Origin of the sequence: Flagellimonas lutimaris (assembly GCF_003581615.1) — a bacterium.
In the GTDB taxonomy this organism is placed as follows: domain Bacteria; phylum Bacteroidota; class Bacteroidia; order Flavobacteriales; family Flavobacteriaceae; genus Flagellimonas; species Flagellimonas lutimaris.
The window spans coordinates 1-14,445 of the sequence record NZ_QXFH01000062.1 but is presented as its reverse complement, the minus strand read 5'-3'; the positions used below and the strand labels follow the sequence as shown (position 1 = coordinate 14,445).

The 14,445-nt window shown below is 43.4% G+C and carries 17 protein-coding genes and 2 pseudogenes; 5 read left to right on the top strand and 14 right to left on the bottom strand.

The window, feature by feature from the left end:
- Together D2V08_RS17475 and D2V08_RS01785 are read left to right on the top strand one after the other, a co-directional pair.
- Positions 1-203: hypothetical protein (locus D2V08_RS17475; RefSeq protein WP_220473375.1), on the top strand; the 203-nt coding region annotated here is incomplete at its 5' end.
- 83 nt (positions 204-286) lie between these two features.
- A complete protein-coding gene (locus D2V08_RS01785) occupies positions 287-961 on the top strand; it encodes a hypothetical protein (RefSeq protein WP_147374050.1) in 675 nt (224 codons plus the stop codon).
- Between the two features lie 539 nt (positions 962-1,500).
- Here D2V08_RS01785 and D2V08_RS01780 read toward each other — a convergent pair.
- From D2V08_RS01780 to D2V08_RS01725, 12 genes are all read right to left on the bottom strand, one after another.
- Positions 1,501-2,241 carry a nitronate monooxygenase gene (locus D2V08_RS01780; RefSeq protein ID WP_220473374.1) on the bottom strand — a complete coding sequence of 247 codons (741 nt, stop codon included), beginning with the start codon at positions 2,239-2,241 and terminating at the stop codon, positions 1,501-1,503.
- Positions 2,234-2,599 carry a nuclear transport factor 2 family protein gene (locus tag D2V08_RS01775; protein ID WP_119606408.1) on the bottom strand — a complete coding sequence of 122 codons (366 nt, stop codon included), beginning with the start codon at positions 2,597-2,599 and terminating at the stop codon, positions 2,234-2,236. Before D2V08_RS01775 ends, D2V08_RS01780 begins: the two co-directional genes overlap by 8 nt.
- A gap of 104 nt (positions 2,600-2,703) precedes the next feature.
- Positions 2,704-3,093: a type 1 glutamine amidotransferase domain-containing protein gene (locus tag D2V08_RS01770; RefSeq protein ID WP_313790095.1), complete on the bottom strand. Its 390-nt coding sequence runs from the start codon at positions 3,091-3,093 to the stop codon at positions 2,704-2,706.
- Positions 3,090-4,706 (bottom strand): type IV secretory system conjugative DNA transfer family protein, encoded by a 1,617-nt coding sequence (locus D2V08_RS01765; protein WP_439108266.1) that lies wholly within the window; start codon positions 4,704-4,706, stop codon positions 3,090-3,092. Before D2V08_RS01765 ends, D2V08_RS01770 begins: the two co-directional genes overlap by 4 nt.
- An 11-nt stretch (positions 4,707-4,717) precedes the next feature.
- A complete protein-coding gene (gene mobB, locus D2V08_RS01760; RefSeq protein ID WP_119606406.1) occupies positions 4,718-5,743 on the bottom strand; it encodes a MobB family relaxase in 1,026 nt (341 codons plus the stop codon).
- Between the two features lie 2 nt (positions 5,744-5,745).
- The gene (locus D2V08_RS01755) at positions 5,746-6,333 is read right to left on the bottom strand and encodes a BfmA/BtgA family mobilization protein (protein WP_182835463.1); all 588 of its coding nucleotides are present in this window, start codon (positions 6,331-6,333) and stop codon (positions 5,746-5,748) included.
- A 535-nt stretch (positions 6,334-6,868) separates the two neighbouring features.
- Complete coding sequence (locus D2V08_RS01750; protein WP_119606405.1) at positions 6,869-7,318, bottom strand: JAB domain-containing protein; 450 nt, start codon at positions 7,316-7,318, stop codon at positions 6,869-6,871.
- A 75-nt stretch (positions 7,319-7,393) separates the two neighbouring features.
- A complete protein-coding gene (locus D2V08_RS01745) occupies positions 7,394-7,774 on the bottom strand; it encodes a DUF6876 family protein (protein WP_119606404.1) in 381 nt (126 codons plus the stop codon).
- A 65-nt stretch (positions 7,775-7,839) separates the two neighbouring features.
- Entirely contained in the window at positions 7,840-8,250 is a 411-nt protein-coding gene (locus D2V08_RS01740) for a single-stranded DNA-binding protein (RefSeq protein ID WP_119606403.1), read from the bottom strand.
- The gene (locus D2V08_RS01735; RefSeq protein ID WP_147374049.1) at positions 8,247-8,477 is read right to left on the bottom strand and encodes a hypothetical protein; all 231 of its coding nucleotides are present in this window, start codon (positions 8,475-8,477) and stop codon (positions 8,247-8,249) included. Before D2V08_RS01735 ends, D2V08_RS01740 begins: the two co-directional genes overlap by 4 nt.
- Positions 8,478-8,910: 433 nt before the next feature.
- Entirely contained in the window at positions 8,911-9,423 is a 513-nt protein-coding gene (locus D2V08_RS01730; RefSeq protein ID WP_119606401.1) for a hypothetical protein, read from the bottom strand.
- A gap of 103 nt (positions 9,424-9,526) precedes the next feature.
- Positions 9,527-10,228, bottom strand: coding sequence for a hypothetical protein (locus D2V08_RS01725; RefSeq protein ID WP_147374048.1), 702 nt, complete (start codon positions 10,226-10,228; stop codon positions 9,527-9,529).
- 469 nt (positions 10,229-10,697) lie between these two features.
- Here D2V08_RS01725 and D2V08_RS01720 point away from each other — a divergent pair.
- The 3 genes and pseudogenes from D2V08_RS01720 to D2V08_RS17540 form a co-directional block, all read left to right on the top strand.
- Positions 10,698-10,943: pseudogene (locus D2V08_RS01720) on the top strand (type II toxin-antitoxin system ParD family antitoxin); the annotation flags it as partial.
- Positions 10,939-11,237 (top strand): annotated as a pseudogene (locus D2V08_RS01715) (type II toxin-antitoxin system RelE/ParE family toxin). The pseudogenes D2V08_RS01720 and D2V08_RS01715, both read left to right, overlap by 5 nt.
- A 215-nt stretch (positions 11,238-11,452) precedes the next feature.
- Positions 11,453-11,683, top strand: a complete 231-nt coding sequence (locus D2V08_RS17540; protein WP_245980468.1) for a transposase — start codon at positions 11,453-11,455, stop codon at positions 11,681-11,683.
- A gap of 574 nt (positions 11,684-12,257) precedes the next feature.
- On the opposite strand, the gene D2V08_RS01705 is transcribed toward D2V08_RS17540, so the two are convergent.
- Positions 12,258-13,037, bottom strand: a complete 780-nt coding sequence (locus D2V08_RS01705) for a hypothetical protein (protein ID WP_147374047.1) — start codon at positions 13,035-13,037, stop codon at positions 12,258-12,260.
- Between the two features lie 195 nt (positions 13,038-13,232).
- Positions 13,233-14,445: BspA family leucine-rich repeat surface protein (locus D2V08_RS01700; RefSeq protein ID WP_119606398.1), on the bottom strand; the 1,213-nt coding region annotated here is incomplete at its 5' end.

The window sequence follows — 14,445 nt, the reverse complement described above, 5'->3', positions numbered from 1 at the left end:
GTGGAGCCCAACCTGGAACAAGTACCTTTTTTGCTCTATTTTTTGACCATCAGGTAATTAGCGTTGTTTTGTCCAATAGTTTTGGGACCCGTCAGGATGCTTTTGCTCTAACCATGGTCTTGCCCATTTGGCGTTGGAAGATCAATGAAGAATCAAAATCTGTAGTCAATAATTTCTTGGAATCCATAAAGCTTTATATATGATCGATTACTATACCCTCGCTTTTGCACCACTATTCGTAATACAAATTCTCTTGCTGTCGCACTTTTTTCCCAAACGCCTGGTTATGGCACTTGAAAGGAATGGGAGATTGTCACAAGATCATAAGGTCTTGATACGAAAGTTTCTTTTGTTGAACAAGATGAATTTGTGGGTCGGATTTTTGGTTATGGCCTTAGTACTGTCGGTATCAGATTCTTTGTCGGTGCGAATGACCTTGCTGACCATTGGTTTATATTTTCTTTTACAGGTATTGCCTGTAATCATTAGCAGACGGATGCTTGATGATGCCAGTCCTGGGCGAAATGTCGATAGGGCCGATGCTACCATATTTGGTTTTGTTTCTCCTAGTGCCATCGGTATTGCCGTTTTGTTGTTTTTGGCTTTTCTCATCAAGTCCCTGATTGATTGGGATGGAGGTTTTGGTCCCCAATTGCTGAAAATGGCCGTATTTGTCGGTGTCAACGGCTATCTGGCCTATACATTGATTTCATTGTTGGGGAAAATGGGAAAAAGCTCAGGGGAGGAAAGGTTGAAATTGATTTATTTTCTTTCCAAGGCCTCACCCCTTTTTGTATATCTCAGTATTGGCATTAGTCTGTACTATTTCGGAAAGATGTTGATATTCAACTATGGTATGGAAGGCCTTCGTCCCATTATGATGAGTATTGCATTGACCATGGTCGGTACAGCTATGTTCGCTATCCTAAAACCATTGGAAGCTTCTGAGGGGGATGATTAAGACAATGAAGTCAATAAGTGATTCCCTACAGGTTTCAAGAATATTGCAGTTATAGGAACATCAAGGACAAAACTTTTGACCGTTGAAAACAACAAAGATATCCATAGTTCCATATTAATTGATTTTAACTTGAACAATTAAGTTGAAGTTTAGAATCTTTACGTCTTCAAGCGAATTAGGACTGGCCTGGTCGAAAGTTAATTCATAGCTTCAACTTTTGAAGCCTCTTTCAATAAAGAGACGAATAACTTTTCAGGAGACCTGTGCTTTAGTATTGTGGAAGGTTGACCAGATCAAAAAGCCAAGTAATCCATTCTTTTTTGTTCCATACAAGCGCTTCTAAAAGATTACAAAAAGTTACTTTGAATAGGGTATGAAGCAAAATTATCGTTGGTTGAATCTTTAAAACTATCAATAAGAGGATTTGATAGTACCCTAGCTAACCTTCCTGTATAGACCTTTGTGAGGTCTGTTTTTATGGGTCGTGTGAAGAGCAGCTTGGATTTATGCATCTCGGTTGCATTGGATTCATTGGTAGCCTAGAAAGCAGTCCCCATTTGAACTGCTGCCGCTCCTATCTTTAGGATGTCGGCAATGTCTTTGCCATTGGAAATACCTCGAGCAGCAATCACTGGGATACTAATTTCTTCAACAATCTGACGAGTCAAAAGATGTGTGTTGATCAACGATTCCTCTGGGGGCCTTAAAAAGGAAGCTCGATGTCCTCCCGCAGCCGCGCCTGAAGCTACTACCAAGTCCACACCTCCCTCTTCTATCATGATAGCTTCTTCCACTATAGTTGAGGTGGCCATACTGAGAATCCCTCTTTTTCTCAATTCATCAATTATTTCTCTCGCGGGTATGTCATAAATGAAGCTTGCCACTGGAGGTTTGGCTTCAGAGATAGCTTCCATCTGTAATTCAAAATTTTGCATTCCTTTGTTTGGAAAATCGGGAATGGGAGCTTGCAATTCTTCGAAATACGGTTTGAATACTTTTCTCAATACTTCAAAATCCTCCTCTTTGTAATGATCTAGGGGATCATCATTCAATGGCACCCATAGATTGAGCGCATAAGGCTTTTTAGTCAGGTTCTTTATCTCCTTGTCAATTCTTAAAATATCTTCCGGTGCGTATGAGTTTAACCCAAAGGACCCCATTCCACCCAAGTTCGAAACAGTGGAAACCAATTTGGCGGAAATTTTTCTTCCGCCAAATGGTCCTTGAACAATTGGATACTTGATCTTAAGAAGTTCGGTTGCAGGTGTTTTATTACACATGAGTAAACAACTTATTTACAATTTTCCATTCCCCAGGTACCAAACTTAGAGATAAAAAGTCGTGGTAGTTAAAGCCCAACATGGGCACATGAGCCTTAACAGTTGCCATATCGCCCATGATCTCTATTGATGGAATTTCCATTTTAAACTCTTCTCCTAAATCAGCTGGGCTTTTTCTGCTTTTCACTCCCTCGATATAATCGGTTACTGTTTTGAAATAAGGCTCTCCTTTGATATCTCCAAACAGCAAAGTCTGTAGATGGAAAACATTTTTTAACTTATCAATATCTCCATTATATATGCCCTGAAAGTAATGGGATACTACAGTTTTTATCTCATTTGAAAGTTTGTCATACATGGTTATTGTTATTTTAATTTATCTGCGAATAATTCACTAACCAGTTTTTCCGATTGATGATTTTGTCCTGATATCAGCAAGCCATCTCCTATTGCAAAAGAAGACTAGTCCGCTCCCTTTTTATAAAGGGCTCGATTCTCCTTCAACATATCCTCAATTAAAAATGGCACTACATTTGTTAGCTGCACTGCAGCTTCCTCTCCATTGGTAAACCCTGTCACTTTTTTACCCTTTACAAGCGGTTGACCGCTTTCATTTTTTACGTTTTTTAGTGCCGCAGGTGCATGACATACAAATGCAATTGGCTTATTGTTTTTATAACAGGATTCAATCAGTTTTATTGATTTTTTATCTGTGGACAAATCCCATAAAGGGCCATGACCATCTGGGTAAAAAACAGCATCAAAGTTCTTTTGTTTGACCTTGGCTAATTTTTTGGTTTTACTAAAGACCATTTGTGCTTTCGTAAAGAAATAAGGATCCTTATGGTTCATTGTTTTTGAAACAGTCCCTTCACCTCCAAATGTATCCGCTGAAAATTCGCGGCTATTTCAGGGCTGTTTGGAGGGTATGTGGGCTTTGGCAAATCTCTAATGGCCTTAGGCACCGGAAACAACACCTTTCTATCCTTCCCATCTGAAAAGGCAATAAACTCCCCCTGCCGCAACCGAAAGAACTCCTCGGACCGCACTTTGCCCACTTCCCGTTCGATGTTGGTGATCCGAGTATCGGAAGCCATAAAATCCGTTTTCTTGCTCACGCTCCGTATAGGCTTTTTGACCAGTTCGAAAAAGCGTTCATAATAGTAAGCGGTATCAGGGTCATTGGCCTTCCCAAAAAACTGATAGGATAGATTGGAGAGTATGGCCCTGCTGGCCTTATCGCCGTACATCATATCGTTCTGGGCCTTGTCCTGCATCACATAGACCGTAGTGATGTCATAACTCCGAAGCGTGGCCGGGATACGGTGCATGTTGAGCAGACGAATGGTCGGGGCCTCTTCCATCAATACGAAAGACGAACGTTGCCCCCGAAGGCTCATTTGTTTGATGACGGTATGCAAAATAGTAGCGATGATGGGGGAATAGGCGGTTTCAAATTTGGGATGGTTGACGATGGAGAGTACAGCAGGGTGGTCGGGATTATTGATATCGAGGTCCACTTGATCGGCGGATAGCGCCATAAATATCCGTTGGGTCGATATCTTTTTTAAGGCATTGGCGAGTGTGGACAGCACCCCTGCGGTCTGGCGTTCGGAGGCCCTACCTGCGATAAAGGCATCGGCCATGGCCTTGGCAACAATATCTTGACTCAGCCATTGAATCAGATGGTCCGGTTCCAATAGTTGGTACACTGCAATCAGGTGGGGGAGGGTGCAGTATTTTGGGTGATGGCTGCGAAGCATCCAGATCAACCCGCCCAACAGTCCCTCGACGGCATCGTTGAAGAATTTGGAGGAACCCTGGGCCACGGACTCCCTTTGTTCCAGCAGGTTTTCCAGCAGGACCCGGGAAACTTCGTTCACACTTTCCTCATCGGGCAGGTATCGGGGCGCAATGGGATTGACCCGTTTATGGATGATATCAAAAGATACGATATGGAATGGAATCCCTTGTTCATGGAAAAGGGGATAGGCCAGCTCTGTAATTTCAAAATGTTTGTAATCGTGGATAACCCCGCAAAAGCCATGTTTCTGAAAGTGTTGCAATAACGCATATACCACGGATTCTGTTTTTCCACTTCCTGCAGAGCCGATGATGGAAATCCCCCGCCGGATGTTTTTAAGTTTAAGGTTACCGCTTCGTAGAGGAAGCCGAGCTTGGTATTTCGGGGGTATGGTGGCTTCGTCCTTACGTATATAAATCAACAATCCGATAAGCATATTCAAGAAGTGGGAAGGCAGCAGGCCATACAATAATAAAGGCCCTATAATGTTCCAACCCAAAAAGTAAACAAATAGGCCACCATCTAAAACAAACAGTCCGGAAACTATCAGCACCCCCCATCGTTGAACATATTGGAACAATAGCATGCCCAATCCCAATGGAAGGTAAAGTAGCCACCAAAAGTCGGTGAAAAAGGTTTCAAGATGGTCAAGGAATTCCATTGCCATAGTGGTCAGATTTCAATAGAACTGGCCTTTCGGGCGAGGGCGGCGGCCTTTTGCAAACGGGCGATGGTTTTTCGGGCCACGGCCACCTTACTGGTTGGAATGTTGGGCAGCGGTATTTTTGCTCCAGTCTTGGACAATAGTTTGAGGGCCATGGCCCGCTTAGAGGCGGGCAATCCCATGATTTTGGAAAAATAGGCCTTCGGGTCTTTGTCCAGGGTCTTCCGGGCATTGTAGGATTCCACATAGTTCCGGTTGTATTTGAACATCCGGTCAAAGGTTTTTTCGGCCTTTTCGAAAAACTCATCCCTTCGGAATCCCCGTTTCACTGTCTGGCCATGGAGTTTGGCCTCCGATTCCCGATAGCTGCTCCCGGGGGATAGACTGTAGGTGTTGGTGACATCCTTACGGCTCATCACGATATGCACATGGGTTTGGGAACCCGGTTTTTGCATCCCGGCTGTGATGGGCTTTCCATCCAATTTATGGGGCATCCGTTTGTAAAGTCGGTCAATATCCCGTTGGATGTGTTTGGGATTCCCTTGAAGTGCCCCACGGTTGACCTTGGCCAGGTCGTTCTGGAGTTTGGCGATCTGCGCGCGATAGGGACGGTTTTCCCGAATCTCTCGGTCCCGTCCGGAATAGGTCCGTTCCTTTTCGATCTTTGCAAAATACTTCAGCTGTTCCACTTGAACGGGTTCCTTACGGTAGAAGGAAGCTGCATAATCCTTCATCACCTCCTGAACATAGGCTTTTAGCTTTTCGGGGTCATTTTGGATGGCGGCCAGTTCCCGCTGACTGGGATTGATGGTCAGGGAATAGAACTTTGGCTCGCTTTGTTTGAGTCGGTCCGTATTGGCGTCGATTTCCTGGACCACGGTCTTGGGATCGATATGGTCTTGTTGTTGGTTGAAAAAGGGTTCCTGCTGTTCGGGAGCGAGTGCTTTGTTTTCCTTTTCCAGATAGTCCACGAAATCTGCAGCACTTTGGGAAAAGGTTTCCCCGAGATGTTGTCGTGCAATGGTGATGTACATAGCTATGGTGTTTTAAAATGTTCTTGAAAGTCTTTCCATTCGGATAGGGTCATCTCCAATTGAAGGCGGGGAGTACCGAGTGCCGGACGAATGACCTTGACCCGATTAAGGAGCTGTTCGTTGATCATTGTTTTAAGCTGGGCCAATTCCTGTTCGAGTAGTTGGCGCTGTTTACGCTCCTCGAGCAGGGCAAATTCGGTATCGAGGTCCATGCCTTGGATTTCGGGGATGACCAGTTCCTCAATTTCTCCACCCTTGCTCTTTTTCGTAGTTGATGTAGCATCCCCTTCAAAGAGGAGTTCCATCATGGCCTTGGTAGGGAGCACCCCATGCTTTTCGAGGTCCTTGATGATGGCGATGGTGGCATTGTTGCGTTTGGCAGTAAAGTCGCGGAACTTTTGGAGGAAATCCATGATCAGCCCCATGCGCTTGCCTAAGCTTTCGTGAGGGGAGATTTCATTGTACTTGAAGAAATCGAGCATCCCAGCTAGTGCCAGGGTATGGGTCTTGTAGTACATACGCGAGAAGGACTGGAACCGTTTGGCGGTGTCTTTCTTGAAGCGTATGTTACTAAAACTATCAGTTCCCATAGTTGTTTTTGATTTGGATTTGCCGCAAATCCGTGCCTGTTTATAGGGGTTTGTGGGGCAATTGCCGCAAATTGGGGCCTTCAAAGCCCTTTGTATAAAGACTTTTTGAACAATAACCCACTGTAAAACAGTGGGTTATTTGAAAATGAATACATGCAACACCGGCTGGCCGTGTTGCCCTCTTGCTCTTCCTTATTGTGCACAGCATAAAATGCATCGCCTGGTTCAAGGTATTTTGTGTATGCCATTGAACGAAAAGCGGACAAAATTTTAAGAAGCGGAAGCGTATGGAATTATGGAGTTTGCAACAAATAGCGGAATATGGTGGATTTCTTTAAAAATGAAAGGGATGATTTAGGTAGGTATCCCATCTCACCAAACCATCGGCAGAATTTGAAAAACTCAGAGAAGAGGCACTACAAAAACAAGTTGAATGCGAGTGATAAATACTAATTCATGGACCAAAAAAAGCCACCCCGATGGGATGGCTCACAATTTTTGCAGCTGATTTGATGGGTATGGGTTAATGGACAATTCAAAGTAGGCCGTTATCCGCAAAACTGAAGTAGTCCCCGTTGGGCACGATGATGAGGTGGTCGAGGACTTTGATGTCAAAGAGTCGGGCAGCCTGACGGATTTTCTGTGTCAACTGTTTATCCGCTTGGCTGGGTTTAAGGTTGCCCGAGGGGTGGTTATGGGCCAAGATAATGGCCACGCTCAGAGTCTTGAGCACCACACCAAAGAGAATGCGTAGATCTACAATGGTACCCGTGATGCCTCCATCGGAGACTTGATAGGTACCTTTGACCCGATTGGCATTATTGAGCAATAGAATTTTAAAGGACTCTTTGAGGGCCAGGGTATCGGGGTCCCAGTTGGCGCGCAATATGTGGGCCACATCCCGGGAGGAGGTCAGTTGTGGAGCGTTGGCCACATCCACATGTTCTCGGTAACTGATTTTTATTTCATTAACTTTAAAAGTCATTTTTCTAGAATTAAAGGGTTGGAGAAATGATAGAGGGGATGTACTAGGGGTTATTGGTGCATCCCCTCGACCATTTTAGTATTCGGAAGGCAATAGGAGGGTATTGTCCACAAAAAAGAGACGGATCTGTTCCAAGGGAAAATCCGTGAAATGGTATTGCTGTAGGGCAAGTATGTTACCATTGCCATCGGTATAGGTGATCGCGGCATCATAGCCGTGGGTCTCCACTTCGGATGGGGTATAGCGTCTAAAGTCGATAGTGATAAATCGGCTTTTGTCCCTAAGGCTCTTGCCCATTACGGAGACATCTGTCAGCAGCCAAAAGGCGCTGGCGGTCTGGGCGAGGTATTGGATGCCCTCGGTGTACCGTGTCCGGCAGAGGGGAAGGGTAAAAATCTGTTGTGAACCGCAAAACTGGCTTAGCTGTTCTTTGAGTTGATGGATGTTTGTTTCCATGGGAATTGAATTTGAATTGAACAAAAAAGAAAGGAAGGGATGCCCTAGGAGGCACCCCATGGTTGCTAGGCATCCTTTTTGGCGGATGTCTTTTTGGAGGTCTTGGACCTAGGGGTCTTTGGTTCGCCGGCCTCTTGGGCAGCCTTGGAGCCCAATAGCAGCACTTCATCGGCCACGATTTCGGTCACATAGCGCTGGTTGCCGTCCTCTGTGGTATAGGAACGGGTCTTGATCTTCCCTTGCACGCCGATCTCGCTGCCCTTGGCGGTGTACTTTTCGAGGATATCGGCAGTCTTGCCCCAGGCCACGACCTGGTGCCAGTCGGTGTTCTGGATTTTTTCCCCTTGGTTGTTGGTGTAGTACTCATTGGTGGCCATGGGAAAACGGGCCACTTTACGGCCTCCATCGAGGAGGGTGATCTTGGGGTCTTCCCCCACATTTCCGATTAACTGTACATGATTTCTGAAATTGCTCATGATTGAAAAGATTTATGCCCGAATAGGGCGGTTAGAAAATAATTGAACTTATTAGTGAAATACCAAACCACATCCCCAGCAGTGATAAAACAAAAGCCGTAAGCAACTGATTTACTTATGGTATCTGGAGCGTCTTCCTTTTTTTGATGGTTTTGTGCTGCTTCCGAGATATGGGATGTGTACGATTTCATGGTTTGTGGTATTTGATTTACTTCCAGTAGTGCCATCGCTGTCACCTTTTTTTGATGCTTATCGAGGTACATCATCCCTTCTTGTGCAGGCCGTATAAAGAAGAAACCCCACCGAAGTTGGGTCTGGCTTTATGCCGGCCACAATAAGGAATGATGTTGTTTTGCCGACAAAAAAAGGAGAGGCAGTGAGTTCAAGTGGGGAAACCAAAAACGAAACCTGGGAAGTTCATATGCCATGGAAGCAGCACAAAATATAAAAGGAAAATATTATCAGGTCCCAATGGTCAATATACGTCCCCCATCCATTGGGCATATGGAGGATTACCGGTAATTATTTTTAAAAATCGTAAAGGTTGTACTTAAGAAGTAGTCTTACAATGCTCTATAAACTGTTGGTTGGATAGCACCTTGGTAACTGTGGCGTGAAACTTGGTTTCACTTGTCATGGAAATGTGGGGGCTGATGGGCCTTATTCAATTTGTTGTAAATGAAGGGAGGCTTGTAGGTAACTTTTTCTTTGTCGAGGGTCCTTTTGTTTTTCAAAGGCCATATGGGTGACACCACCAAAACTGCCTTGGGTCTCGAGGGCATGAACAACTTTGAGGATGTCCGTGAAATTACCTTCTAGGATAAACTGATAGGTCCTTGTGGTGGTATTGCCCTCGATAATCACATGGAGTGCCTTGAAATCCATGATTTTTACGGAATGTCCGCTACCTTGTTCATTGAGAAACCGGAGTAGTTCATTCTGAAAATTGGAAGACTCCAAATACAACTTCTTGAACTGGGCATCCAATTGCATCTCCTGCTGTCTGAGCGCTGCAAGTTTTCTTGGCATATCCTTCGCCCGCTCACGAAGCTCGGTGTTCTTCAAATGGGCCGATCTCAATGCCAAGATCTTTTTGATGGCCAGTTGATAGCTTACTGCCAAGCTAAGGATAAACCCGCCGACAAGCATTTTGTTTCTATTGTCCAGTCGCATCACATAGGATTTTTAAGGTAAAGCTGTCTAAAGTGGGAGCGGTATATTCATAATGCTCGATTTCAACCTGTTCTACCCAGTCCATGGATTCAAGCTGGGCCGTCTATGTGGCAAGCTCCTCCTTGTGGTTGGTCTGGCCCGAAACCATAATATGGTCGGTCTCGGTGCCAATGGGTTTGTCCGGCCGTACGGGTCGAACCAATGGTTGGTAGGTCAATAGGTCCAAGAGGATACTTTGGGGGAGGCTTTCCACGATCCTATCCAGATGATAGGTGGTCTGGGTATGGGAAAATCCCAGAAGAGCCTGAAGCTTATTTTTCTTGGCGTCCACGCTTTTCTGGATACCCTGTATCATACTGGCCCGTTGCTCTGGGGCAATCGTGTCTTCGGTGATCATAGACTTGGAACGATAATGTGAAAATAAAATAAAGTTTAAGAGAAGAAGAACCAACAATGTACTAAGCCCAACTTGCAGCCCTATGTTAAATAATCGCTTGTTTTTAAACGTGTATTCAAGAGGTTGGTTCAAGTTCAACAGATTGGACTGTCCTTGAACCTGTTCAACTTCTCCTAAGATATTGGAAAATGACAGCAAACTTGAGCTGGGCAACCTCAATCCGTTTATATGAATGGTACCATTATTAATGGTATCTCGACTTTCAACTTCCAATACTTTACCATTACCTTGTGTGATAGAAAAGGTGGACCCATGTGGGATATCCAAATAGGGCAACGTATAGGACAATTCTGAAATTCCTATTGATATTTTGGAGGGAACAATTCCTTTTTCCTGTAGCTCATTCAATAGATTATCGACTTCATTTTTTTTTGATGCAAACCACTTTAAAATTGGTGGAATCCAAAATTTGAAGATAAAAATTTTCCAAGTCCAGATTGGGAAAGGCTCGGGCAACGTGTATTCTTCCCTGAAAATGCAATATTCTTTTAGCTGTAAAGAATCAAAGCGTTGACCAATTAAATATAGAAATGAATAATAATTTAATGGCTCATAGAAAAATGTATAATAATGACGCTAGAAATATGAGATTTAATTGGTTTGGTCTAATCTCTGCAACCAATCTTGCAATTTTGAATTTAGCTTACAGAAAAAAATTCAGTTTAACATAGACAATCCTTATATTCCTACTGAACTATTAGGAGAATCTATAAAAAGTATAATGCATTGAAACAAATTATACAATAGATGTTGGGTGTAAATTGAGCTAAAACCTACAAATTTGATTTTTTACCAAAAATTGGTATATTTAATAAAAATGAATAATACATCAATATCGCTCGGAAATTATTTTGACCAGTTTGTATAAACCCAAGTTTCTGCTGGACGATACAAAAATGTAAGCGAAGTAATCAGAGCTGGACTTCGACTTTTAGAAAATGAGGAAAATAAAGTAATTGCGTTAAGAAATGCTATTCAAGAAGGAATTGATAGCGGAATTGCTCACGATTTCGATACTAAAAAAAATCTTGAGGAATTAAAAGCTAAACGCAAAAAGAATGGCCAAATACGAACTGACCAACAAAGCCGTAGCGGATTTAAACGGAATTTGGGAATACACGCTCGAAAATTGGTCGGAGAATCAAGCTGACAAATATTACGAAATGCTTCTTGATTTTTGCCAAGACATAGCAGATAATCCGGAATTGGGAAAAAACTATGATGGAATCAAAACTGACTTTTCGGATTAAAAGCAAATCGACACGTAATATTTTATCGAAAAAGAATTGACTATCCGATTGAAATTACAAGGATATTAAACGGTCAAATGGACTTGAAAAACAGAATACCCGAATAAAAAAACTACATCTAACAACGGTTAGCAGTGTTGTAAAACGTTTTTATTTTTCACGTTTAAATATTGTTGAGTTTTCAGAGTCAAATTCAGTTAGTCTTTTCTCCCCAAAGGTTGCTACAAATTTCATGGTATCATTATGAAGTGATTTAAACTTTTTTTGGATCGAAAGATAGGGTTACGGACATTTGTGTTTCCACACGCAAATACCATAGGCCATGTACAAATTACTCGACAAGGATACCATAGAAATGGAGATAGTTCCGTACATACCTTTACCGAAAAGGGGTTTTGCCCCAACGGCTCCCTTGTACGAGATTGTCAATGCGATACTCTACAAGTTGAAGACGGGTGTGCAATGGGAGTACCTGCCCTCGAGCTCGCTGTTCTCCCAAAAGGTCCTTAGCTGGCAATTGGTCTACCTCCATTATCGCATATGGTGTCGTTAGGGGACATTTCTGGATTGTTGGACCGGCATTTTAAAACGGTACATACAGTGACATGTTCGACCTCTCCAGTGTCAATCTTGACGGCAGCCACACATCCGCCACCAGGGGAGTCGAGGCCGTGGAATACCAAGGCTGCAAAAAGGGCAGGTCCACCAATGCCCTCTTCCTTACAGATAGGCAGGGACTGGCCTCAGCCATGTCGGAACCGGTATCCGAGAACCACAATCACCTTTTTGACATCGAGGTACAGTTCGAGGTGGTCACCCCACCTCTCTTGACAGGGCGGACATAAAAACGGAGGGCCTCTTCCTCAATGCCGATGTGGGGTTCGATTCCAAGGACATTCGCTCGCCCTTTGGGACATCAATGCCAATGTCTGCTTCAACAAAAGAAGCGGCAATGTGGACAGGGATGAATATTTTGACCAGGAACTATATGACAAAAGATACGCCATAGAGCGCACCAATGCACCAATGCTTGGATGGACAGTTTCCCTTCACTGCTCAACAGGTTTGATACCACCATTGAACCCTAGTAAGTGTATCATACAATAAGTCCCAAACAATATCGGTATTTAATACTCAAACTCTAAATCATCTATAACCGCGTTTGCGAAATTAAAACTTAAAGGTATTCCTGCATCGGCGAATCTGCCCTGCTTGAGAATTAGGTGTATTGATACCAAGTCTGAAGATTGATCTATAAATTCTGTAAAATCTAATTCGAAATCTTGAAAAATATCCGTTTCAGATGTGATATCTAAAATTTTTACATTTCCTGACATTTCTTCGGATCGTCCATCACTTAACTCAAGCTCTCTCATCGACACCTGATTAGTAGAGGAACTAAATTTTACTACTACTCTTAACGTATCTGTAATTTCTGGATAGGTACCAAAATCACCTGCTCCCCTAAACTTATATCTGCCTTTTAATTTCTTTGGTATTTGGTTACATGCATAATGTATGTAGCCTTTCTGAAAAGATTCTATTGTATTGCCATCTGGATGGTGAGATCTTTTTAATTTTAAAGCTAATCCATTAGAAGCATCACTACCTTCATACTTATTAAAAAAGCCATTTCCGGTAGATCCCCTTAAAAATGCCAAAGCATTACTCTCAGTCCATTCGTCCGGTAAATCATATGTAACAGACCCCTCTGTTATCGTGCTAAAATTGTCAAAGCTAGCATTTGGGATATCACATTGCTCAGCCACAGGCTCCGTTGGTGCTTCTGTACAATCATCATCTGAACAAGAAGTAAATATCAGCAATGTAAAAAAGATAACAGGTTTTAACGTTTTATTAATCATTGGAATTTTTAAATTTATATGTTCTTTTAAATCAATTAGCATCCGTTTTTTTCATAGGTGTCCTGGTTCCTTTAGGAAAGGGGACCTGTTTTCAGGAAAAAGATCGTGTCACTATCGGCATCTATGTTGCCCAAAAGGTCCAATTGTTTTCCCTTTCGGTCCATGGGCCTGCAACAAGATCCCATAAAAAGACACCCCACTTCAGGGGTGTCCTCATTCTTTTTTTTGGATTTTCGACTATGGCGTGCAATTGGTAAAAATTGGCTTGGGCAGTGCCCAATTCGCAGCTCCAATGGAAAAACCCAAACATTTCATAACCTTGTCCACGTCCCAGCCACTGAGGTCCTGGTTGAATGAGTCTGCAAGACGGAACATATTTCTCATATCGGTGACATTGCTGACATCCCAGCCACCGATACCATGGTTGAACGAGCTTGCGCCAGAGAACATATACAACATATTTTTGACATTGCTCACATCCCAACCACTGATATCCTGGTTGAACGAGGTTGCATCTGAAAACATAGATCCCATACTGGTCACCTTGCTCACATCCCAACCACCGATATCCTGGTTGAACGAGGTTGCGCCTAAGAACATAGATCCCATACTGGTTACTTTGCTCACATCCCAACCACTGAGGCTCTGGTTAAACGAGGTTGCACCAAAAAACATATATCCCATATTGCCGACACTACTCACATCCCAATTACCAATATCCTGATTGAATGAAATAGCGTTAACGAACATCCCATTCATTTTTGTTACATTGCTCACAACCCAAGTACCGATATCCTGGTTGAACGAAGTTGTGCCAGAGAACATTGATGACATATCAGTGACGCTGCTCACATCCCAAGCACCGATCTCATGGTTGAACTCTTCCGCTCCAAAAAACATGAGAAACATATTTGTGACCTTGTTCACATCCCAACCACCAATATCCTGGTTGAATGACTGCGCCTTTTCGAACATACGACTCATATCAATAACACTACCGACATCCCAATCACCAATATCCTGATTAAATGAAATAGCAGCATTGAACATTGATGACATATTGTTGGTACTACTCACGTCCCAATGACCGATATCCTGGTTGAATGATTCCGCAGCATAGAACATTGCCCTCATATCGGTGACATTGCTGACATCCCAACTGCTAATGTCCTGGTTGAATCCGTATTCCTCATAAAAAAGTCCGTTCATGAATGTGACCAATGTGGTCACGACCACACTGACATCGTCTCCATTGGAGACCATGGTCCTTAGGCCGGCTTGGTCCACCACGGTATAGATTGTTCCGTTGATCTCCCCCGTGTCCCCTGGCTTTGCGCCTTCCACGGCTTTTATGGTGATACCGTTCGGGTCAAGGTACACTGCACTAGTACAGCCCTTTTCGTCCACTGTATCTCCTTGTGGGGTCTCCGGGCACTCATCGATATCATCG

Bases quoted from the DNA above. Each gene is read 5' to 3' on its own strand.
- D2V08_RS01785 (WP_147374050.1), top strand. From the start codon at position 287: ATGGCACTTGAAAGGAATGGGAGATTGTCACAAGATCATAAGGTCTTG.
- D2V08_RS01780 (WP_220473374.1), bottom strand. From the start codon at position 2,241: ATGTGTAATAAAACACCTGCAACCGAACTTCTTAAGATCAAGTATCCA.
- D2V08_RS01775 (WP_119606408.1), bottom strand. From the start codon at position 2,599: ATGTATGACAAACTTTCAAATGAGATAAAAACTGTAGTATCCCATTAC.
- D2V08_RS01770 (WP_313790095.1), bottom strand. From the start codon at position 3,093: ATGAACCATAAGGATCCTTATTTCTTTACGAAAGCACAAATGGTCTTT.
- D2V08_RS01765 (WP_439108266.1), bottom strand. From the start codon at position 4,706: ATGGAATTCCTTGACCATCTTGAAACCTTTTTCACCGACTTTTGGTGG.
- mobB (WP_119606406.1), bottom strand. From the start codon at position 5,743: ATGTACATCACCATTGCACGACAACATCTCGGGGAAACCTTTTCCCAA.
- D2V08_RS01755 (WP_182835463.1), bottom strand. From the start codon at position 6,333: ATGGGAACTGATAGTTTTAGTAACATACGCTTCAAGAAAGACACCGCC.
- D2V08_RS01750 (WP_119606405.1), bottom strand. From the start codon at position 7,318: ATGACTTTTAAAGTTAATGAAATAAAAATCAGTTACCGAGAACATGTG.
- D2V08_RS01745 (WP_119606404.1), bottom strand. From the start codon at position 7,774: ATGGAAACAAACATCCATCAACTCAAAGAACAGCTAAGCCAGTTTTGC.
- D2V08_RS01740 (WP_119606403.1), bottom strand. From the start codon at position 8,250: ATGAGCAATTTCAGAAATCATGTACAGTTAATCGGAAATGTGGGGGAA.
- D2V08_RS01735 (WP_147374049.1), bottom strand. From the start codon at position 8,477: ATGGCACTACTGGAAGTAAATCAAATACCACAAACCATGAAATCGTAC.
- D2V08_RS01730 (WP_119606401.1), bottom strand. From the start codon at position 9,423: ATGCGACTGGACAATAGAAACAAAATGCTTGTCGGCGGGTTTATCCTT.
- D2V08_RS17540 (WP_245980468.1), top strand. From the start codon at position 11,453: ATGTACAAATTACTCGACAAGGATACCATAGAAATGGAGATAGTTCCG.
- D2V08_RS01705 (WP_147374047.1), bottom strand. From the start codon at position 13,037: ATGCTAATTGATTTAAAAGAACATATAAATTTAAAAATTCCAATGATT.